Raw genomic sequence first — 19419 nt, forward strand, 5'->3', positions numbered from 1 at the left:
GGCGTTCCAAAGCTCGATCTTCGCCACAGTTACCGCTGGCAAGCGGACTACGTGCTCACCAGCCTTGCGCAACCTGCGGAGCTGGAGCTGCTGGTTGAGGTGGCGCGGCATCCGCCAAAGCTTCCTGGGCAAGGATGATCTTCAGCTCGCCCATCTGGGTCAGTCCCAGTGCTCGGCCCACACCCGTTGGATCAATGGCGTATTCCGAAGGCATGACAACGGTCACCAGCAGGCCGACCGCAGTCAGTAGCCTTCAGCAACACTTCCAGGCCATGGCATTGACCAACCTATCGGCCAAGTTAATAGAGAGCTGTTTTTTCTTGGGGCATGATCCGCAGCGATATTTGCTGCGCTTCCACCCGGAGGCAGGCTTCGTTGGACTGCTGGGTGAAGGTCTGCTCAGTTTCGACGAGAGTGCCCGTATTTGCTCAGTCAATCATGCTGCGCTGGATCTGTTGGGCCTCAGCCGTGATCAAGTGATCGGCCAGTCTCTAACAGTGCTGTTGGCGCGATAAGCGTAATTGACACCTCACGGGGCACCCCTCCAGCTAGCGTCAAATCAGCCCGAGCTAATGATTCAAGCCAGTTCGTGCAGCTGAAATACTGACGAAACATTCTGGCCATATGATTCGCGTCACTGAAATCCAGGGAGTTGGAGATGAATCGGCCATCAAGAAGCATGCGCAAACTGCTCGACTCCGTCGCCACTAACAATGAGGTAGCGGCGCTCGATATGATGCGCGCAGCAGAGCAACTCCAAGACGAAGTGCTACGCCAGCGGTTGCTCAATATGATTCACCGGCTCAATCAGGACGCTAATGACTTACGAGCGGCGCGTGACGATATCCAGGGCGGAGCCATAAAGCTCGCGTGATCGGTCTCGGTGACGTCTCTTAGTCTGTATGCCGCACTGGTCTCTTGGGTCAAGGGCGTGTTGAGCCATCCCGAGCTATCCCGGTGGGTCAGCCGGGTAGTTGGGTCGACGTTCATCGGCTTCGGAGCAGCCATCCTGACCATGCGTCGACAGGCTGCATAAGAGGAGGGCGGCTAGGTACCGATTACCGCAGCACAGGCGCCAAAACATCACCACTGATTTGATGCAGAGCCTGCCTCTTTCAAGCCAGGGTAATCATCGAGCGCAAGGCTAGACTCACCATCGTCCATTGGCTCGCGCACTGATTTATGTATCACTCCGGCTTCAGCATCCGCACGCATCTGATCGAGCTCCCTGTGAAATGCCTTGTCCTGAACCGTGGGCTTACTGGTGTATGGCTTTCGTTCGGGTTCAGGCTGTGCTGCATAAGTCGTTACCGCATCAGGGTCGTGCTGTAGCTTTTCTTGAACTTGCGATTCCAGCATCGCACGTAGCGTGTCTTTGTCGGGCCGAGTCAGCAATTTGTCATTCCTATTAGGATATCAGGCACCCAGTAATCGACTGGGACAGTGGTCGGTTGGGGAACATTCAATCGATCGTGTCGAAAATATGAGCTGCAGATACAGCCACAGGATTTCAGGTCGAAGAGAAGAGGCGAATCATCAATTTCATCCAACACGCCTATCGTGTCAAATTGGGAACATGCCTGGGATGATTCCGTAATCGACAGGAACGCAGGCAGTGGGGAGTACAAAGCTATGATCCCTTTTCGATTTCCAGCGTGCTGATCATTGGTGTTGGCCTCTACGTGGGTATCCATGGCTGGATCGGCTTAAATGCATATGAATGGCAATGTGATAAAGGTGAAGCCTTCACCCAGAGTGTCCAGTTTTGGGTTGCAATCACACACAATGCAGTGATCTTGATTCAAAGAGGAAGTCATATTGAATGCACCTCAGGCGTAGCTCTATATTGACTGCTTGGCGGGGATAACTGGAGCAGTACTGGAACCTCGCGACGGCCTAGGGGCATTTACTGCAGAAAACAACCAAAGCCGCCGCAAAGTGGTTTTTATGCTCATGGATTTTGGGTGGAGGGCTGCCTGTAACCGGCTAGAAGGGTCTTAGTTTCCATGGCCTCGAGCGACAATTCGTTGGCTCGATACTGACCGGGTGTCATGCCGAACCAACGCAGGCAAGCCTTGTGGAAACCGCTGTGGTCATGGAAGCCGAGCAGGTAAGTCACGTGCTGCATATTGAAATGGGAATGACGCAGGTAGAAGTCGGCTAGCTGCTGGCGCACGTAGTTCAGGATATCTGTGAACTGCGTGCCCGCCTTCTCCAGTGCCCGTTGCAACGTTCGCTTGCTGACGTTCAACGCGGCCGCAATCGATTCCATATCATACTGGGCCTGGCTTTGCCCCAGACTTAGGCGTTCGGTGATCAGCGCACGAATCCTGCAGACAACGGTGAAGTCATCCATCAGGTCAAGCTGAAATTTGGCATAGCTGTCATGGAGCTTGGCCAACGCCTCATTGGCCATGCTCAACGGACGCAGCAGCTCCTCACCATCGAACAGGATGCTGTCATAGACCGCCCCGAAACGCAGTTCGCAGCCAAACATCTGTTGATGCTCGTAGATGTCATCCGGCTGGGGATAGCTGAACTCCACACTCAGCGGTTGCGGCGATTTGCCACCGCTCAGCCAGCGATAGACACCCAGCAGGGTTGCGAGGCTGGCATCGGTGTACTGCCGGGGCTTGATCGAGCCGCGCTGATGGTGATTGAGCGTGACCAGGCGGTAATGCTGTTGTTCCTGGACAACAAACAGGGTGAAGCCAGTGCCGATCAACGGGCTGAAATGAACCAGTCGTTCGAATGCGTTTTTCAGGTTCAAACTGGACATCATGGTATAGCCGACGATCTGAAAAATGCCCGGGTGGAAGTTATCGTAGGCCTTCAAACCGATGTCCGGATCGCTGGAAGCCTGAGCCGACAGATACCATAGGCGGTAGATAGTGCTTCGTTTGCAGAATGATCCCGGTATATCTGCGAGCTTTATATCAAGCCCTGCCTCCTGGCACAGACTGTTGGCATCCAGTCCTTGCGCCGAAAGCGTATTCACCAGCACTCTGGCATAGCCTGAACTGATTCTATACATGACAACCCCATCTCCCTGTTGAATTCGACATCCTTGACCGCTCAAGTGGAATCGGCGGTCTTATGTTATCGGGATTTTGGGTGCTCCGGGGGGATGTGGTATTGCGTCATGAGCAATCGCAAGTGCTCGATGGCGTCGTTGTATTTAATATCGGCATGTTGTCGCTTTTCTTGGTAGTGGCTGAAGGCTTCCGTATCTAGGTAGGCCCGATCAAGAATATTCAGGGCGGCGCAGCGCAAGCTTTGTGCTTCGTTGAAGAGCTGGTTGTTACGTTCAAGAGCCAGGTTTAGACAGACTTTGGTTTGATGGGACACACGCGTGTCGTTCATTGCATTACCTTTGTTGACTGATCTTTTTTTATTTTTTTTGGCTCAACCTACGCTGTTGCATTAGCAGGCCGGCTCGGGTCAGAAATGTCGCCGCACAGCTACAATTATTTCAAGACGATGCCAACCAGCAGACCTCCCCATAGGCAACGTCGCTGAGCTGATCGGCTAACGAGGAGCTGGTTGCTGAGGTTCGTGGATTCAGGCGCTGGGCAGCTTTGCTCTTTTTGGAAATCATAGGGTCATAGCGTCATTTTCTTCTATCAGGAATCGTAGTTGAAAATGCGCTGCTGGCATGCCTTCATGCAGGCATCGAGTGACAAAAAAACACACTGTGTTGGTGATCGTTCCTGCCATGATGACCTATCAATGTGAATTATTTGTGTAACGAAGAAGCTGGCAGGTACTACAGCTTCAGAAAATTAACCCATGACGCCGGTTATGGATTACGTATTTTGGGGCAGGGTCACACACGCTGAGCAGTCCATCACCAAGCACTACGCCGAGCCGGCGAGGAAATCGACAACGCTTTAACTCTTCTAGCCACATTCGGAGTGAGGTGCAGGGCGCGGCAGATGCTTAACGCGCACTGATCGATGGGGCTCTAATTTTACGGATGGGATAGCTAGGCTATAAAGGGATGTCATGTGAAGTCGAGTTCCTAAGCCGGGTGTTACAAAAAACCACGGCCGTCAGCACTGCAACAACCGAGCTCATTCCCTGTGAGCGGATCGACTCGAACGAGACCGACCTTCAGCTGAATGCATGGCCTCAAAAATTTAGCCATCAAACTGTTGGACACGTGTGCCGCCCAGGTCGACGCCCAGATGAAGCGAAGTCAGATGATTTTTAATGACGTGCCGATCTGTTCTGCTGCGCCTCTATCTCTGCACCTAGCATTTGAAGCCGGTTATGTTCGTGCTTTTGGACGAGGGAGAGATACTCGTCGACGTCTTCCTGCGTGCGATGCTCCTGCCCCAAGAGCGACTCACTCAAAAAATTGAATTGCATTGATTCCTCGAGCGTCAGGCCAGCAAATACTTCGTTGCCCTGAAGGTCTTTACTCAGGGCTCGTATTTTCCTGAGGTACTCGCGCTGCGTGTCCGTGAGTACAAGCATCTAAATCTCCTGTTAACTGCCCTGCGAAGGTGTGCCGCAATGTGCAGAGTTGATCACTCTACTTTTTGAGGACTGCTTGTATGGGGTCAGCGGCGCTCAAAAGTTCCACCCAAATTTCATTGGAGAAGAGGTACCTATCCGAACGAGACTTGCTACGGTGAACGGATCGTTTGCGTCAACCTTTGCCTGGCCTCCGCGCACAATGGTAGGCCTACAAATACGGGGGCTTTTCTGAGCGCAGGGATGTACTGCGAGACGACTTACCGACTCCTGGTTGACATTCGAGTGTGGAAAAGAAGTGCAGCGAACCGCCAAATCGAAAGTCGCGCTCCGACGCTGCCGATTGCTGCATCGACCTAGTACAGACGGTATTCTACGAACCAATACCTCAATGTTTTACGATCAACAGAACAGATACACGGATAGATATGGCGACGTCGGATACTAAAATGGGAGAGGGGCATGTCGGTGCAGCTCATGCTGGTCAGTTCGACAGCTTAGTGAAGCTCTGCGATGAATACCCTGGGTATGGATTGCTAGCCTGTAGTATTGCGGAATGCTTTGACCCACGCGCGTCTGTAGAAAGCGAACAGGCCACCAACTTGGTAACAATGCTATGCAGACGCTTCGCAGAGAATGAGAGCGAGGCTCTGGCTGCCATCCTCCATCAGTTGTCGAAATTTAGAGATGTTGGCGCGCTATCTGAACTCGATGCAGCTGCGCTGATTTCAAACGCATACGCGCTCGGAGGTGTGAGATCGTGAACGCCTGAGGTGGTACACAGGCGCTTGACGATACAATGGTAGCGATCGAGAAATTTCAGGGGCTTGTGGTGCCTTCGACCTAAGAGGGCGCAAAAGGGTCACAGGTTGTTCAGCAGCCGCTCCAACTGCTCACTCTCCCAACTACTCAAGAGCTCGACTGGATCAGTGTCATAGCACTGACAGGTTTCAAGAGTCCCGACACGACCGTCAGGCGACCTGTACTCCTCGCATGAGCCGACACTATGGGTTGATTTGATGAGGTTTAGGGGGGCACCAAGCCCTTGTAATCTAGCCCGTAGCTCAGGGTTCGCCGTCCTCAGAACACTTTATCCAAACAAGCGACGTCCTTCCTGATGGCGGCAGCCACACGGTTCCTGACTAACTCATCCTCTGAGACCCAGAGCGATGAGTTCTTCTTGTCTGAGCCCATAGGGTCAATAACAAACACCCCTTGAAATCCGAAGTCATCAAACAGCGTAGGGCCGATATTCTGCCTTACAAACGCCCAATCGATATCCACCGTCTTGTGCAGATGCACATAGGCCTCGCCCCAGAACGCGTAGTCCTTTATCGTCAACAGCACCGACTTCTCCAGCGATTGCACGGCCTTATCTGTATAAAAATGGCTGCGCGTTTCGGCGTCACGGTTCTGCTTGAAGGCGATAGAAATGATCAACACGCTGGCCAGCATGAAAATCAACAGCAACATGCCAGAGAACCCGATCAGCGAAATGCGGGCCAGGGAAAGATTGGAGGCTTGCACCTTCACGAGGGGATCGGCATTAATTTTCATAGTGCTCCAGGCGGTGCGGCGAATACGTCAAGCAACAAAAGAAAACGACACCACTCGGCAATGTGGGTTTAGATTTTTATTCACTCTAAGTGCGGTATTCGTTAGACCGAGCAGTTGGAGGCATCAGTCCGGATCGCACTTGTTGACTACATCGGCCTGAATCTCAAAATCTTGACCCCATTGGCAAATTCAAGCCGACGATTTGATGGGCAGTGGTGGCTGGAGCGCTAGCATCTTGATCTACGACTAATTCGACCCGAATGACCTCAGTGCTTCCGCCATATTCTTAAACGAATATATTCATGTAGATCAGGCCCCGAATCATCATGGCCGGAGCGTCTCATGGAACTCATTGCGTTAGGGTCGACTACGCTTGTCGCTACGGCAGCTTGCGTAACGCGTGCTGGACAGGGGCAAAGGATATGCGCAGAAAATCTCAGTCATGGTTTGTCCCTCTTCTGATTCTTGTTGCAGTCCTATGGTTCATGGTCGAAAAAGACACACCTCCTAAACAGGTACAGCCAGTCACCCAGGCCACACCGAACGCATTAGTTTCCGTCCCCGCACCGACAATGGCACCAGCCGCAACGCCACCGCTCGATCAGTTCGTTAGCGCGGATAAGCTAAATATGCGAGATCAGCCGGGCGGGAAGGTTATTTCTACTCTGAAGCGCGGAGACAAGGTTCAAGTCTTCGAAAAGAAAAATGATTGGGTGCGGATCAGCATCGACGGTCAACCGGCAAAATGGCTTTCATCCAAAAGCCTTTGCAGTGGATCGAACTGTTACGTCGCCTCTGAGCGAAAATCATCAGTGCAACCTGCGGCGCAGCCAACTCGCAAGCAAATCCCCGACTATGGAACCTCATGTGCTTGTTCTTCAGGCAGTGTCTGCATCGGCCCAAGAGGCGGTCGTTATTGCATCACTTCTGGTGGAAATAAACGTTACGGCGTTTAAGTGAAACCGTGTTTTGAGTACGGAGTTAAGGTCACTCCAAGCTGCCCCAGATTCTACTGAAAATAAGAGCCAGGTCTCGTTACTAACGATTGATCACAACGATGCAAATGAAGGCAATGATCCGGCGACGTGGTCGTTGCGAACCTACGAACAGTGGCAAACGCCCAGGACAGCGCGATGTTCGACAACTTCTCTCTCGATACCGTAACTCTTCCTGAGGCAACGCTAAGGGTAAGGCACGGTGGCAGTGGCTCACCCGTTTTGTTGCTCCACGGGCATCCTCGAACTCATGTGACTTGGCATCGTGTCGCCCCGCTCCTGGCGCAACATCATACGGTCGTCTGCCCAGATCTGAGAGGTTTTGGTCGCTCATCAAAACCAGAGGATACATCCGACCATGCGGGATCTTCGAAACGCGCCAAGGCCCGAGACTGTGTCGCCCTGATGCGCCATCTTGGTCACGAGCGGTTCGCTGTGATTGGCCATGACCGGGGTAGTTACACCGCCTTTCGCACGGCAATGGATCACCCTGAATCCGTTACACATCTCGGCGTATTAGATGGTGTGCCAATCCTTGAGGCTCTTGAACGCTGTGACGCGCGGTTCGCCGCAAAGTGGTGGCACTGGTTTTTCTTTGGTCAACCCGAGAAACCGGAGCAAGCAATCCTGGCCGACCCTGATGGATGGTATGGCGGCTCCCCCGAGGCAATGGGTTCTGAAGCCTACAAGGACTACCAAGCGGCCATCCACGATCCGGCGACCGTTCATGGCATGGTCGAGGATTACCGTGCAGGCTTAGGGATCGACCGTGATCACGATGAGGCCGACCGCCGCGAGGGCCGTCGGATCGCATGCCCGACCATGATTCTATGGTCGCTACGTGATGACCTTGAACTTCTATACGGCGATGTCCTGGCTGTTTGGAAACCATGGACGACAATGCAGCGTGGTCGTAGTCTCGACTGCGGGCACCACATGGCTGAAGAGGTGCCCAAGGAGCTCGCGAGCGAAATCCTCGCATTCCTGCGCGAAGACGAATAGTGGAGGCTCCTAATTACGACTCCCCGCACGAGGCAAAGTGGATGGAAGTCCTCTTGGGCTCGTTGAGAACAACTTGGGTTTAGCAATTCGGATCAGGAGACGTCGTCGAGAAGGCGCGGTGTACTGGAAACTATCATGCCCAGAGTGCGCATATGTAGCGTCTTGGCGCGTGTCATGCGCCGGAGGTGTTACCGCCAATGCATTTTTGACCCTGGTGCCGACGCTATTCTGATCCAACCCAGCAGTCTGAAAGCGAAATTCAACAACGAGTTCGGTGTTCGAAACTGGGTCAATGAAATTCCGGCATGTCGGTGAAAAATACGTCGGCGGCAACATAAGGTGACTCAAGGCACTTTTGGCAAGATTTTTCATGGCGACCACTTAACGTCTTTTTGTTGTCACCAGTTTATTGACCTTATCTAGCTGCAAAACATCTATAAATATCGGACAGACACATAATTACTGCGTTTTTCTGGAGTGCTACGCTCTTTTCCTGCGCGTCAGTTTCTACTAGCATTTGGTCGAACAAAATACGCTAAAGAACCCGCGAGTTCTAGACTCCCCACCCGGTTGAGAAAGGGATGGGGCCAAACAGTGGAGGCGACTTCAGTCCGACCATTGCCACACCATTTTGAACTCAAGCAATGAACTCGCGACGCTGTAGGCAGCAGTTATGGCAAGACATGGCATACGTGGTACACCGACCTCAACAAAGATCTACCGCCGGGTGTTCCACAACTCATGATGGGATTCACCGCTGATGGCCAGATCGATCAGAAACTGGTTACAGATCGGGACAGAAGATTTGGAGTCGATAGCACTGAGAAAAAGAAGGCGCGGGCACATCCCTGCACCCGCTATCGATCCAGGCGCTGACGCCTGGCGCAAGGGAGAGGTCATTCAAGTCGTAGATCCGACTGGCAGTCCGCATCCGCACTGAATGTCATCAGCAACAACTTCAGTCTTGCTGCTTTTTTAGCCCAAGCCGCATTCAGATGCCCCGTCACTCAGCAGCTAATTTATTCAACTGATTTTTTAAGGACTTCTGGTTGCTCTAAAATCAAAAACTAGCCGCGACTTGCGTCGCAAAAAAACGATCTCTCCTTGCCCTGCGGGCAATGCCCCATTCCAACGACGCTTCCCTGCCATTTATTTCCTTCTACATTTCCTAAAGGCAAGGACAGAGGCAGAAGCAACGACGAAGCAATCGAGTCGATTGCCCTAAAGCCTTTGGCTATCTGAAAAAAGCGGTGTGATGAAGATCCCTGCTTTTTGTTTGGTATCAAATATAATAACTCCGTCGCGTTTTTTTGATTTCAAGGGGGCTCGCAAACTATTTTTTTTTAGCCCTACCATGGCTTCTAAGCCAACCCTAGCAGTTCGTTGACCCCACCCCTGCTCTCGACGATCTCGCCAGCCGTCGAGGCTCTGTATCGATTTGATCATGTGTTTTGGCTGCGTGCTCACGCCAGGAGCGGTTTGTCCTGACGCCAGACGCGAGCTAGCGCTTCATCGGCTTTTCGCTGAAGGTCGGAGCGGCTATGTACCAGATCAATTCTCCTAGCCGACGGTACGAGCTGTTCAACGTCCGAATCGACATTCAGCAGTAGCGCCGAGAGGCTTGCGTGAATGATTAAGACGGCGGCGACCACATCGCATTGCAAAAATGGCTTCACACTTGGTAAGCCCCTCTCCGCAAGTTCGATACCCTGAAGGCTGCATCTCGCAGCGGCAAGTGCACCTAAGGTAATTTCCAGTGTTCGCTGCTGACTGTGACCTTGAGAGTCAGCCAATGGCTCTTCGATAAAAGCACTGAACGCCCGAACATCGTTATCAGCGTGGGCCTTCATGACGGCCATCAGTTGCTCCACCTCATAGATGGTCATTTTCCGCTCGTCTTCCAAGTTGCGGGCAGCAGATTTTCGTAGCGCCATAAGTAGAAGCGCAAGCCCGAAGCTGGCACAGACGCATGACGTGGCACCACAGCTTGGTACCGAAGTATCGGCCGCAATTTTGTCTCGAAAAGACTCGAGGCTTGATGACCAAATGCTCATCCGCAGCATATCCTTCAAGGCAGTGTATTACTGATTGGGTAGTCGCTCTTCATCTGCTCGGCCCGGCGTAACCCTAGCTCCGTCACCCGCCGATTCCTCTTCCCTGCTGACGCGCTCGTCGTCCGCCAGCCCCTTACCGACGTCATGCTCATTCAACTGATCTCGGTGATCCTGCTCTGGTTCGTTGTCTCGCCACTGCTTTAAGAGGATACCGACCTGCTGACGTAGGCATGTCAGCAGGTCAGCTGTTCATCACCGTTCTCCGCGCGTCCCGCCATGGCTATGTTGCCCGCCGATTCGAGCTTTCTCGGCCTTGTCAGTTGCGACATTGGCATTAGGCTCGCTTTTGCGCCCCGCCTCTTTGACTTTTTGAGGGTCATCGGAAAAGCCGTGATGCGGTTCTTGTCGTTTGGTCATGGCTGATCTCCTTCAAGCAAAAAGAATCGTTACCTTCATTTGAGGCGGCACCATGAGCCTTCGTCCCGTTGAAACGACCAACGGGAATTACCCGTTGCCTCGGTGAAAAATGCCTCTTCAAATGCGACTACTGCCGCTCAATCAACGCGGTCATTGTTCTGTTCCGGTGTTTCAATATCCGTTTCCGTTTCACCGTTCGGTCGCGTCGACGGTATCGAGGGTGCCTGATCAGTTTCAGATTCACTCGGGTATCCGGGCAAGCCACGCGCATCTTCCGGAGTCAGCACGTTACCCGCAGAGTCGTTTTCGTGATCCCAGTCTGTCATCGCATTTGGATCTTCGTCGCGACCGGCAGTGCCCAAAATGCAGCCATCATCGTTCTGATGGCTCGAGTCATTTTCTGGCAAATTTTGAGTGCTGGTTGAATGCGGTTTCATAGGGGTCTCCAATGCGGAGTAGTGGGTCTTCTTTGGAGTAACCCAGTGCTTCCAAGTGCAGCGTAAGGGACAAACGGTGTGGTTATCCGCTTCAGTAACCACCGGAACTGAAGAACACAGAGTCAAATGCACATTCAGCCTTTGATGCGGCAGCGGAATCCAGAACCGATCAAACCCGACCTTTAATCGAACCCCTCCCGATTCGACAGGTCTGCTCCTGTACTGCTTCTCTGGAATTAGATCCTATGTCCACGCGACAGAGCCTTGTTGTACTCGCAAGGGGTGGTTATGCCGCTCGGGGCGTTATTTATCTGATCATTGGCATTTTTGCGTTGCTGGCGGCTCAAGACTCGACAAAACCGAAGGACAGTCACAGGAGCTTGGAAGCATTGTTAAACCAGCCATTCGGTTATGTTTTAGTCGGGCTAGTGGTGGCTGGTCTGCTCGCCTTCGCCGGTTGGCGAGTGTTGCAGGCAACGCACGACGTTGATCATCACGGTAAAAAGTTCAAAGGCTTGGTGATTCGTGCAGGTTTGTTGGCGGGAGGTGTAGTCAACGGCGCGCTGGCGTTTTTTGCGTTGGGTCTTCTCATCAGCGGACTCAAGAGCTCGGGCAGCTCAGGTGGGGAACAAACCAAGGATTTACTGGCGCATATCTTGTCTTGGGAACACTCAAATTTATTGGTTTACCTCGTCGCACTTGTACCACTAGGCGTAGGCATTGCGCACATCATCAAGGGCTGGAAGGCGTCGTTCGAGAAATATTTTGAGGCTGACGAAGACGTTATGCGATATGTACGTCCGGTGTCTCGGTTCGGTCTTATAGCTCGTGGAGTCGCCTTTATTGAGATCGCCATGCTACTGACAATCAGTGGTTCGAGTTATCAAACCATGGATCCACCGGGCATGAAGGACGCCCTCAATGCTCTCCAGAACCTACCGGCCGGAGCTGTGGTTTTGATGGTGATGGCCTTGGGGCTGATCGCCTTTTCGGTTTACAGCTTTGCCGAAGCCGCTTGGCGCAAGATAAACATGGACGTGCCGGGAGTGTCGGAAGCATAGCGCCTCTTCTCCTATGAAAGCAGTTGGAACTTTCGCGCGATGCTGACCCCATACAAGCAGCTCCAACAATTTTGGGTAGTGAATTTTGCGCATTGCGGCACAGCTTCGCAGTGGCAATTATCAGGAGATCCAAATGCTTGTACTCACGGACATGCAGCGCGCATACCTCCGGAAACTACGCGCCCTCAGCACTGACCTTCAGGGCAACGAAATATTTGCTGGCCTGACTATCGAGGAGTCAATGCGGTTCAATTTCTTGAGTGAGTCGCTTTTGGGGCAGGAGCATCGCACAGAGGAAGACGTGAACGAGTATCTCACCCTCCACGAAAAACACGAGCATGACCGGCTTCAAGTGTTAGGCGCAGAAACAGAGGCGCGGCAGAACGGATCGGCACGTCATTAAAAGTCATCTGACGTTGATTGATCCTGGTTTCCACTTGGTCGACACACTTGTCCAAGCGAATAGATCCAACATAACTTAGCTACCAATATCAGCGTAACAGTGACTGAAGTCACCATGAGCAGATGTTGTGGACAGAAGCGCGGATCCGCAGAGGTACCTGAGTTCTTAGGCTCCTCATCAGCAAAGACGGCTCTACCTGCAAACGAGGAACAATACCGTGAATCTAGAAGGTGTCCCGATGTGAGGGAACGCTTTGTAGCGGTCTCAAGTTAAGCCACTGGCATTCAGCCTCAGCCTCTTCACGGGTTAGAAAGGTAGCCTGCGAACGCAGCTTTTTCTCGTTGTCATAAATGTTAAAACCTATAGGCTCTGTTTTGCAGTAAACGCGCATTCCATTACGTGAAGAGCCAGTTTCCGTCGGGACTGCAGGGACAACAACGAATCTCGAAATCATCTTCATTCCCTCGCTGAGATATCTGCGGTAGCGTCGGCCTGTTCTTCCTCGCCATCCCGGCCTTCATGCTGATCAACAGTGGCAAGATCGGCCTGATCTTTTCCGGTTTGCTGGTGCTGGCGGTGCTGCTCAACTTTTTCATCGGCGTGATGGCTTCCACCCTTCCGGCGATGTTTCCCACTCACATCCGCTACAGCGCCCTGGCCAGCGCCTTCAACGTCTCGGTATTGATCGCGGGTCTGACCCCTGCCGCCGTGGCCTGGCTGGTGGAAAGCACGCAAAATCTGTACATGCCGGCCTACTACCTGATGGTGATTGCCGTGGTGGGTTTGATTACCGGTGTGACGATGAAAGAAACGGCGAGTAAACCGTTGCGTGGTGCAGCTCCGGCGGCTTCCGACATTGAGGAAGCGCACGAACTGCTGCAGGAGCATCACGACAACATCGAGCAGAAGATCGAGGACATCGACGCAGAAATCGCCGAGCTGGAAGCTAAACGTGAGCATCTCGTGCAGCAGCATCCGCGAATCGAATAACGGGGCACTATTGTCCAGTAGCTGCCTTTCAATGCTGTCCACAGAGACCCACTCGACGTAACCTGAAGAACACCATTGAAAAGGAGTTCAAATGAAAACTGATTGGCAACAAATTCGGGAAATGATGAAAACTGTTATCGATAGCTGCGAGCAGATCGAAACGGCAGGATTCAATGAGGAACATCGCTCCGCGACCGTGGAAATCAACGGCGTTGATTACTCCGTTCAGGAGTTTTTAATCAGTGCCTGGACACTCCCGGAGAACATCCGCTACCAGATCATTCGTGAGCGTCATGAAGCGGGGAATGACCTTCCCTATGTTCCCGAAGCCGCCCGTATTCTTGTCTCGATGGCGCAAGCTTGCGCGGAACTGATCGGGGCAGCCGACACGGCACCTGCTCAGAAAGCTATTGCGGGAATGAATCATTGGTACAAGGCCTACGCGGTACCTCATATGACTACAGCCATCGGGCTAGCAAAAAAAGTCTGACACTTAGTTATGGGGGCAATCACCAGGCACACACGGATCTGTTTTCCATGGTTTGAAGGTCTCCTATGGGTCGTCTTCAGCCCATCGTGACGGACAGCAATCGGCCAACAGCAGTCCTATATGCCGAGGTGCGCTTTGCTGGTCGCTGCACCTGGCATCAACTGGATTGATCGACGACCTTAATCTGCGTCAGCCCCACCAGCTCAGCCTGCTCTAAAATCTCCTCCGGCGTCGCGTCCGCAGTGGGCATGATCAGGCTGTTCTCCCCATCCCCAAAATGCAGCTGTAGCAGGTGCATCGCCGCCTCATGGATGGGCAGCTGAGGCTGCTTGAGTTCAAATATGTGTGTGCGGGGTTCGCCGTTGAACAGGTATTCCACGATGTATTTGCGCATGGTGGGATCCTTATATTGGGACAAATGCAGCTGATTATCCTGACCTACTGGTTCAAGGTCATCCCATGATGTAGCGACAAAAAGCCATTGCGGCACCCTGCCACCAAGGCGAACAATCGAATTGTACGCGCGCGAGCCCGCAAAACTTCTACGAATCGTTCTTGCCTCAAGGTCAGATCCGAAGGACTTCCAATGATCTATTCGGAGCTGGTGATCGGCAGCCTTCGCCCAGAGCAGCCATTCCCCTTGGGCAATACACCTTCCTGAATTCTGCCACGGAACTCCCGTTGAAGAGCCTCAGTCAAAACTTGGTGTGGCATCCGATGCCCCCGAGAAATCAAAAAAATGAATAAGAAAGAGCTCATAGGCAAGCCTCCGGCTGTTCCCCATCGTTCGTGGATAAAAAAACTAGGGCCCGGCCTTATCACAGGCGCGGCGGATGATGATCCAAGCGGTATAGCGACCTACTCGCAAGCAGGCGCGCAATTTGGCTTTAATACGCTCTGGACGTTGTTTTTCACCTTCCCCCTGATGGTCGGCATTCAGATCATCAGCGCAAAAATAGGCCGAGTCAGCGGGCATGGGCTCGCTACCAATATCCGCAGCAATTACCCTTGGCCTTTTGTATATGGCATCGTCGCCCTATTGATGTTTGCCAATACCATCAATATTGCAGCGGACATCGCAGCGATGGGGGCGGCGTTGAAGCTGTTGATAGGCGGATCGTCTCAATTCTACGCAGTCGGCTTTGGTCTGGTTTCTCTGCTTCTGCAGGTGTTCATTCCGTATAAGCGCTATGTGCGGGTACTCAAGTGGCTGACACTCGTGTTGCTGGCTTATGTGGGCATTATGTTTGCCGTGCAGATTCCATGGGGGCAGGTCGTTCGCCAGACTGTGTGGCCTCACATGTCCTGGAAGCCGGAGTATATAACCATGGTGGTTGCCATTTTTGGCACAACCATCAGCCCCTATCTCTTTTTCTGGCAAGCATCACAGGAAGTTGAAGACATGGAGGCTGACCCTAAGGCTCAGACGCTGATTGATGCGCCAGACCAGGCGCGAGCCAACTTTACTCGCATCAAAATTGACACAATAGTGGGTATGGGCATTTCTAACCTCATTGCGTTTTTTATTATGTTGACCACAGCTGTCACGCTAAATATGCATGGCACCACAGATATTCAATCGTCCGCACAGGCAGCGAGTGCGTTACGACCGATTGCTGGGGAGTTTGCATTTTGGTTATTCAGCGCAGGCATCATTGGCACGGGCATGTTAGCGGTTCCCGTGCTGGCAGGCTCTGCTGCTTACGCAGTAGCCGGTACATTTAGATGGAAGAATAGCTTGGCGGCCAAGCCGGAAACAAACAAAGCGTTTTATAGCATTATCACTGCGGCAACATTATTAGGTGTATTGATCTGCTTTGCTCCGATCGACCCCATCAAAGCATTGTTTTGGAGTGCAGTCGTCAATGGTGTGATTGCGGTGCCTGTCATGTTCATCATGATGTTGATGGCATCGCACAAAGAGATAATGGGCTCTTTCGTCATTTACCCTGGGCTGAGGGTATTGGGCTGGAGCTGTACTATAGCAATGGCTTTTGTCGTGATCGGTATGCTCTGGGGCATGTTTTCAGCGTAGAACCTTTTCTTAGATTTAGTCAGTCGCATCAGTCATGGCCAGTGGGTGGTTCCCCAGGAGAATCGTGACTTGGGCCGTCATCCATAGCATTCAAGGCTTGGCCCGGTTGGTCGCACGACCGCTCTAATTCCGCTCAGTGACCCAGATGTGATTTCTCCGATTTAAAGGATATGAGAGTTCAGTAGCGATGACTCATTCAGATGAGAATTCCAAGCTGCATACGCGTCCGAATGTTGGGTTACAGCCGCATACCACCTTTCACCGGAAAGCTCGCGAGTTGCGACCAACATCATCATTTGGTTAATAGCTGCATCCAGATCTAAAAGCAGCTCATGAGATTTAAATCTAAAGTCGTCCGCTGCGTTCATGTCGGATCCTGTGCTCAGCGGGTCTGACTCGAAGTTACGAGTCGCAGTGCCCACCAAGAATCTTGATTGCGGTTTTTAATGGATCAGCCCAAGTGATGGACAGCAGTCATTTTGTCTGGTGAGAGCTGACCTATGCCCCTGGACTTAGATCAATCACTGTCCACGCCTTTTTATCCGTTTGAATGGATTACCATCGGTAACGTGACCACGAACTCGCTCCCCTTGCCATCACCCTCGCTCGTGCCGGCAACCTCGCCGCCGTGCGCCTCGACCAGTTCGCGGACTACTGTCAGTCCGATGCCCAAGCCTGACCCATTGAAGCCGACAGCGTGCACGTCCTGAACATAGGGGTCGAAAATAAACGGCAGTGCTTTAGCGGAAATACCAATGCCATTGTCGGAAATGGTTATCTTCAAAACGTCGGACGCTACCGTTACAGACAGTTTGATCCTACCGTGGGTCGGGGTGTATTTGGCCGCATTCGCCAGAAGATTGTGGAGAATCTGCGCGAGGCGCCCCGGGTCACCATTGACCATCAAGATGCCATTGGGAAGATGGACGTTGAAATGCTGCTCTTGTGCGCTCATCAAAGGGCGGCACGCATCAATGGCTTCACGCAGAACTTGAATTATGTCGACATCGCGGCGATCAATTCGCAACTTGCCAGTGCTGGCACGGGAGACATCCAGCAGATCATCGACCAGCCGCGACATGTGCTGCACCTGGCCTTCGATCAGCGCCTGCATGCGCGGCAGCTCCTCACTGGGCACGCGCACCAGACGCCCGGCGATCATGCTGATGGGCGTCAGCGGGTTGCGAAGTTCATGGGCCACTGTCGCCAGTATGCTTTTTTGCTGACTCAGTGCGCGCTCGGCTACAGCCTGAAGGTCTTGCGCGCTGAGGGCCGCGATCACCAATTGCGCGTTGGCTTCACGCATCTCCAGGAACAGCCGTTGTTCTTCCTGTGTGCGTTTTGGTTTTTCTGCATCCGACTGCGCCAGCAAAATCGCCAGCACCAACTGCTGATTGGCCTCGATCAGTTGCTCGACCTGCTGGCTATCGACCAGCCGGCTGCTGGTGTCGCTCAACTCTTTTTGAAGAGCTGCCAGCACGGCGCGTGCTTCAACGGTTTTCTGGCCAAGCAGGAAGAGTTCGTGAGCGGCATTAGCGATCTCACGCTCATTCGTGCCATCGACATTACTCATGAGTCGGGCTCAAGCATTTTTATCTCCTGGATGTGATACACCTGAAATCCGCTTTGTGGGTCGGCCTCCGAGCAGACCTTCTTGTTCATGAAGCATTTCGCCAATCTGCAAGCCATTTTCATCGACGCGGTATAAGCGCAGCTCATCGGAGTGGGCACTGGCCCGCAACTTGACCACGGCCATGATCCGCAGTAACCGGCTCTCTACTTCGATATAGCGTTGGACAATGATCGCGTCAGTGAGAAATGCCGTGCCGTAAGGGCTGAAACGCAAGTCGGTGTAGCGGTCTTCCAGCTCGGAGGTCATCAGCACACTGACCCCGGCACTGGTCAGCGCGGTGACCATGCGCGACAGCGATTCACGGAAGTCTTCGCGGAAGGTCGGCGCCAGCGCCAGTTCGAAGCCCGACAACGAGTCGATCACCACACGGGTGGCTTTCAGTCGGCTGATCTCGCTGAGCAGCAACTGCACGATTTCGTCGATGGACAAGTCCGGTGCGCGACTGTCTACCAAGCCGACCTGACCGTCTTGGATCAATTGAATGAGGGCGGCATTTTGAAAATGATTGGGCCGTTGTTCGAACACCGCGATCACACCGGTTTCGCCGTTGCGTGCGCCTTCGGCCAAGAACGTCGCCGCCAGGATGCTTTTGCCCGACCCCGACGGCCCAGCCACCAGCAAGGAATAACCCCGAGGTAGGCCTCCACCGAGCATGTCGTCGAGCTGTGGCACGCCCATTTTCAGGCGCTTGATGGAGGTCTCCAGCGGCGCTTCAACCGGGTTGAGTGGCGCGGGGGCAAACACCTTGATCCCCGACGTCGCAATGCGGAAGGTGTGCAAGCCCGGTAACGTGGGCTGGCCGCGCATCTTCATGATTTCAATCTTGCGTACCATGGAATTGCGCTGCACGCTCTGACGCAGCCAGATCAAGCCATCGGCCACGGTGAAAATCGGGTTGGTGTCGGTTTCGGTAAAGTATTCGCCAATCAGGAAGGTCGTTGCCTGCCAGGTGGTCATCAACATGCCCAATTGCTGAACGAACTGCGGCAGGTTGTTGTTGGGATTGTCCTGGGTCTGGCTGGCCAGCACTACGGAGCGGAACGAATCGACAAACACCAGCGCCGGCGAGTGAGCCTCAACCTCGCTGACGATGCGCCGCAGCACTTCGTCCAGATTCCCGGCCAGGGTGTCGTCGGTCAGGTTGATATAGCGGATCGACTGGTTGATCGCTTCGCTGTCGAAAAAGTCGAATTGCTGCTGATAACGCAACATCTTCAGCGGCGGCTCGCCCAATACGGTAAAGAAAAGCGCCGGGCGCTCGGGCGTCGCCAGGGCAAACATCATCTGATGCGCGAGGGTGGTTTTTCCGCAGCCAGGCGGGCCGGCGATCAGGTTGAACGAAAACTCCGGCAATCCTCCGCCCAGCACCTCGTCCAGTCCTGGCACGCCGGTGGCCAGACGGTTGATAGTCACTTTGGTGCTCATGGCGAAATTTCCTGCGAAGGGGTGTCGCTCAAAGAAGGTTCCCACATGTCACGAAGCAAACGTTCGGTGAGCGAGGGCCCAATGAGCGTGGTCAGCAGCTCGTAAAAGGTAGTCAGCAACACTTCACCGAAAAACAGCGCATCGGCGTCGCTTTGCTCAACGATTACGGATTTGAGGGCAATCAAATCCATGCCTGCCTGCACTCTGTCACAGGTGCCGGCCAGTCGCGGATGATTGGAAACGCACAGATTGAGGCTGCGGCGATAAAGCGCGACAACCCCTTGCTGGCCGATGATGGGCCTGAGGGCTGCGTCCATATCCTGCAAGGTTGAAATAATTGCGTGGGCGGTCTTTGCAAGATCAGCAATGTTACCGACCCGGCGCGCCAGAGAAGCTACGATCTGGCGGCCCTCTTCGCTTTCCCTGGACATGGCTCATTAC

Annotated in this window: 21 protein-coding genes and 4 pseudogenes; 11 read left to right on the plus strand and 14 right to left on the minus strand. The window is 53.2% G+C overall.

The genetic code is table 11. From position 1 onward, the window contains the following. Positions 1 to 70: 70 nt before the first annotated feature. A pseudogene (locus tag ACA048_RS23600) lies at positions 71 to 247 on the minus strand (transmembrane anchor protein); the annotation flags it as partial. A gap of 25 nt (positions 248 to 272) precedes the next feature. On the opposite strand from ACA048_RS23600, the gene ACA048_RS23605 reads away from it, so the two are divergent. The 3 genes and pseudogenes from ACA048_RS23605 to ACA048_RS23615 form a co-directional block, all read left to right on the plus strand. After that, positions 273 to 515, plus strand: a complete 243-nt coding sequence (locus ACA048_RS23605; RefSeq protein WP_497629923.1) for a PAS domain-containing protein — start codon at positions 273 to 275, stop codon at positions 513 to 515. Positions 516 to 658: 143 nt separating this feature from the next. Further along, on the plus strand, positions 659 to 874 hold the full coding sequence (locus ACA048_RS23610; RefSeq protein WP_140681260.1) for a hypothetical protein: 216 nt from the start codon (positions 659 to 661) through the stop codon (positions 872 to 874). Continuing rightward, positions 875 to 1036: pseudogene (locus ACA048_RS23615) on the plus strand (LysE family translocator); the annotation flags it as partial. It lies immediately after the preceding gene. Positions 1037 to 1083: 47 nt separating this feature from the next. On the opposite strand, the gene ACA048_RS23620 reads toward ACA048_RS23615, so the two are convergent. The 6 genes from ACA048_RS23620 to ACA048_RS23645 all read right to left on the minus strand — a co-directional run bounded on the left by ACA048_RS23620 (position 1084) and on the right by ACA048_RS23645 (position 6036). Further along, positions 1084 to 1395, minus strand: coding sequence for a hypothetical protein (locus ACA048_RS23620; protein WP_497626520.1), 312 nt, complete (start codon positions 1393 to 1395; stop codon positions 1084 to 1086). A 556-nt stretch (positions 1396 to 1951) separates the two neighbouring features. Beyond that, the gene (locus tag ACA048_RS23625) at positions 1952 to 3034 is read right to left on the minus strand and encodes an AraC family transcriptional regulator (RefSeq protein WP_497626521.1); all 1083 of its coding nucleotides are present in this window, start codon (positions 3032 to 3034) and stop codon (positions 1952 to 1954) included. A 65-nt stretch (positions 3035 to 3099) separates the two neighbouring features. Next, positions 3100 to 3363 (minus strand): hypothetical protein, encoded by a 264-nt coding sequence (locus ACA048_RS23630; RefSeq protein WP_497626522.1) that lies wholly within the window; start codon positions 3361 to 3363, stop codon positions 3100 to 3102. Between the two features lie 846 nt (positions 3364 to 4209). Then, positions 4210 to 4479 carry a hypothetical protein gene (locus tag ACA048_RS23635; protein WP_497626523.1) on the minus strand — a complete coding sequence of 90 codons (270 nt, stop codon included), beginning with the start codon at positions 4477 to 4479 and terminating at the stop codon, positions 4210 to 4212. 862 nt (positions 4480 to 5341) lie between these two features. Then, entirely contained in the window at positions 5342 to 5563 is a 222-nt protein-coding gene (locus ACA048_RS23640; protein ID WP_497629924.1) for a DUF7693 family protein, read from the minus strand. Further along, positions 5560 to 6036 carry a CHASE4 domain-containing protein gene (locus tag ACA048_RS23645; RefSeq protein WP_497626524.1) on the minus strand — a complete coding sequence of 159 codons (477 nt, stop codon included), beginning with the start codon at positions 6034 to 6036 and terminating at the stop codon, positions 5560 to 5562. The genes ACA048_RS23640 and ACA048_RS23645 overlap by 4 nt, the downstream gene beginning before the upstream one ends. Before the next feature lie 422 nt (positions 6037 to 6458). On the opposite strand from ACA048_RS23645, the gene ACA048_RS23650 reads away from it, so the two are divergent. The 3 genes and pseudogenes from ACA048_RS23650 to ACA048_RS23660 all read left to right on the plus strand — a co-directional run. Then, the gene (locus ACA048_RS23650; protein ID WP_497626525.1) at positions 6459 to 6992 is read left to right on the plus strand and encodes an SH3 domain-containing protein; all 534 of its coding nucleotides are present in this window, start codon (positions 6459 to 6461) and stop codon (positions 6990 to 6992) included. A 177-nt stretch (positions 6993 to 7169) separates the two neighbouring features. Next, positions 7170 to 8033, plus strand: coding sequence for an alpha/beta fold hydrolase (locus ACA048_RS23655; protein WP_497626526.1), 864 nt, complete (start codon positions 7170 to 7172; stop codon positions 8031 to 8033). 669 nt (positions 8034 to 8702) lie between these two features. Beyond that, positions 8703 to 8973, plus strand: a pseudogene (locus ACA048_RS23660) (DUF1264 domain-containing protein); the annotation flags it as partial. A gap of 523 nt (positions 8974 to 9496) precedes the next feature. On the opposite strand, the gene ACA048_RS23665 reads toward ACA048_RS23660, so the two are convergent. The 3 genes from ACA048_RS23665 to ACA048_RS23675 form a co-directional block, all read right to left on the minus strand. Next, complete coding sequence (locus ACA048_RS23665; protein WP_497626527.1) at positions 9497 to 10087, minus strand: cyclodeaminase/cyclohydrolase family protein; 591 nt, start codon at positions 10085 to 10087, stop codon at positions 9497 to 9499. 252 nt (positions 10088 to 10339) lie between these two features. Further along, positions 10340 to 10504 carry a general stress protein gene (locus ACA048_RS23670; RefSeq protein ID WP_129444056.1) on the minus strand — a complete coding sequence of 55 codons (165 nt, stop codon included), beginning with the start codon at positions 10502 to 10504 and terminating at the stop codon, positions 10340 to 10342. Between the two features lie 137 nt (positions 10505 to 10641). After that, the gene (locus tag ACA048_RS23675; RefSeq protein WP_497626528.1) at positions 10642 to 10941 is read right to left on the minus strand and encodes a hypothetical protein; all 300 of its coding nucleotides are present in this window, start codon (positions 10939 to 10941) and stop codon (positions 10642 to 10644) included. Positions 10942 to 11186: 245 nt separating this feature from the next. On the opposite strand from ACA048_RS23675, the gene ACA048_RS23680 reads away from it, so the two are divergent. The 4 genes and pseudogenes from ACA048_RS23680 (at position 11187) to ACA048_RS23695 (ending at position 13885) form a co-directional block, all read left to right on the plus strand. Then, entirely contained in the window at positions 11187 to 12002 is an 816-nt protein-coding gene (locus tag ACA048_RS23680) for a DUF1206 domain-containing protein (protein WP_497626529.1), read from the plus strand. Positions 12003 to 12135: 133 nt separating this feature from the next. Next, positions 12136 to 12405, plus strand: a complete 270-nt coding sequence (locus tag ACA048_RS23685) for a hypothetical protein (RefSeq protein WP_497626530.1) — start codon at positions 12136 to 12138, stop codon at positions 12403 to 12405. 474 nt (positions 12406 to 12879) lie between these two features. Next, positions 12880 to 13395: pseudogene (locus tag ACA048_RS23690) on the plus strand (MFS transporter); the annotation flags it as partial. A gap of 91 nt (positions 13396 to 13486) precedes the next feature. Beyond that, positions 13487 to 13885, plus strand: coding sequence for a hypothetical protein (locus ACA048_RS23695; protein ID WP_497626531.1), 399 nt, complete (start codon positions 13487 to 13489; stop codon positions 13883 to 13885). Positions 13886 to 14042: 157 nt separating this feature from the next. On the opposite strand, the gene ACA048_RS23700 is transcribed toward ACA048_RS23695, so the two are convergent. After that, on the minus strand, positions 14043 to 14279 hold the full coding sequence (locus ACA048_RS23700; protein ID WP_497626532.1) for a hypothetical protein: 237 nt from the start codon (positions 14277 to 14279) through the stop codon (positions 14043 to 14045). Between the two features lie 345 nt (positions 14280 to 14624). Here ACA048_RS23700 and ACA048_RS23705 point away from each other — a divergent pair, with 345 nt between their 5' ends. Continuing rightward, positions 14625 to 15920 carry an NRAMP family divalent metal transporter gene (locus ACA048_RS23705; RefSeq protein ID WP_497626533.1) on the plus strand — a complete coding sequence of 432 codons (1296 nt, stop codon included), beginning with the start codon at positions 14625 to 14627 and terminating at the stop codon, positions 15918 to 15920. A gap of 538 nt (positions 15921 to 16458) precedes the next feature. On the opposite strand, the gene ACA048_RS23710 is transcribed toward ACA048_RS23705, so the two are convergent. From ACA048_RS23710 to ACA048_RS23720, 3 genes are read right to left on the minus strand one after another with little or no spacing between them, the layout of a single operon-like run. Next, positions 16459 to 17493: a sensor histidine kinase gene (locus ACA048_RS23710; protein WP_283184456.1), complete on the minus strand. Its 1035-nt coding sequence runs from the start codon at positions 17491 to 17493 to the stop codon at positions 16459 to 16461. Between the two features lie 9 nt (positions 17494 to 17502). After that, a complete protein-coding gene (locus tag ACA048_RS23715; protein ID WP_497626534.1) occupies positions 17503 to 18978 on the minus strand; it encodes an ATPase domain-containing protein in 1476 nt (491 codons plus the stop codon). Further along, positions 18975 to 19409: a hypothetical protein gene (locus ACA048_RS23720; protein WP_497626535.1), complete on the minus strand. Its 435-nt coding sequence runs from the start codon at positions 19407 to 19409 to the stop codon at positions 18975 to 18977. Before ACA048_RS23720 ends, ACA048_RS23715 begins: the two co-directional genes overlap by 4 nt. Positions 19410 to 19419: the final 10 nt, after the last annotated feature.

This window comes from Pseudomonas sp. LBUM1659 (genome assembly GCF_059716045.1).

What these genes read in the sequence shown, in the direction of transcription:
- ACA048_RS23695 (WP_497626531.1), top strand. Translation starts at nt 13,487, where the DNA reads ATGAAAACTGATTGGCAACAAATTCGGGAAATGATGAAAACTGTTATC.
- ACA048_RS23700 (WP_497626532.1), bottom strand. Translation starts at nt 14,279, where the DNA reads ATGCGCAAATACATCGTGGAATACCTGTTCAACGGCGAACCCCGCACA.
- ACA048_RS23665 (WP_497626527.1), bottom strand. Translation starts at nt 10,087, where the DNA reads ATGAGCATTTGGTCATCAAGCCTCGAGTCTTTTCGAGACAAAATTGCG.
- ACA048_RS23630 (WP_497626522.1), bottom strand. Translation starts at nt 3,363, where the DNA reads ATGAACGACACGCGTGTGTCCCATCAAACCAAAGTCTGTCTAAACCTG.
- ACA048_RS23670 (WP_129444056.1), bottom strand. Translation starts at nt 10,504, where the DNA reads ATGACCAAACGACAAGAACCGCATCACGGCTTTTCCGATGACCCTCAA.
- ACA048_RS23655 (WP_497626526.1), top strand. Translation starts at nt 7,170, where the DNA reads ATGTTCGACAACTTCTCTCTCGATACCGTAACTCTTCCTGAGGCAACG.
- ACA048_RS23645 (WP_497626524.1), bottom strand. Translation starts at nt 6,036, where the DNA reads ATGAAAATTAATGCCGATCCCCTCGTGAAGGTGCAAGCCTCCAATCTT.
- ACA048_RS23650 (WP_497626525.1), top strand. Translation starts at nt 6,459, where the DNA reads ATGCGCAGAAAATCTCAGTCATGGTTTGTCCCTCTTCTGATTCTTGTT.
- ACA048_RS23675 (WP_497626528.1), bottom strand. Translation starts at nt 10,941, where the DNA reads ATGAAACCGCATTCAACCAGCACTCAAAATTTGCCAGAAAATGACTCG.
- ACA048_RS23685 (WP_497626530.1), top strand. Translation starts at nt 12,136, where the DNA reads ATGCTTGTACTCACGGACATGCAGCGCGCATACCTCCGGAAACTACGC.
- ACA048_RS23625 (WP_497626521.1), bottom strand. Translation starts at nt 3,034, where the DNA reads ATGTATAGAATCAGTTCAGGCTATGCCAGAGTGCTGGTGAATACGCTT.
- ACA048_RS23610 (WP_140681260.1), top strand. Translation starts at nt 659, where the DNA reads ATGAATCGGCCATCAAGAAGCATGCGCAAACTGCTCGACTCCGTCGCC.
- ACA048_RS23635 (WP_497626523.1), bottom strand. Translation starts at nt 4,479, where the DNA reads ATGCTTGTACTCACGGACACGCAGCGCGAGTACCTCAGGAAAATACGA.
- ACA048_RS23710 (WP_283184456.1), bottom strand. Translation starts at nt 17,493, where the DNA reads ATGAGTAATGTCGATGGCACGAATGAGCGTGAGATCGCTAATGCCGCT.
- ACA048_RS23680 (WP_497626529.1), top strand. Translation starts at nt 11,187, where the DNA reads ATGTCCACGCGACAGAGCCTTGTTGTACTCGCAAGGGGTGGTTATGCC.
- ACA048_RS23720 (WP_497626535.1), bottom strand. Translation starts at nt 19,409, where the DNA reads ATGTCCAGGGAAAGCGAAGAGGGCCGCCAGATCGTAGCTTCTCTGGCG.
- ACA048_RS23605 (WP_497629923.1), top strand. Translation starts at nt 273, where the DNA reads ATGGCATTGACCAACCTATCGGCCAAGTTAATAGAGAGCTGTTTTTTC.
- ACA048_RS23705 (WP_497626533.1), top strand. Translation starts at nt 14,625, where the DNA reads ATGAATAAGAAAGAGCTCATAGGCAAGCCTCCGGCTGTTCCCCATCGT.
- ACA048_RS23715 (WP_497626534.1), bottom strand. Translation starts at nt 18,978, where the DNA reads ATGAGCACCAAAGTGACTATCAACCGTCTGGCCACCGGCGTGCCAGGA.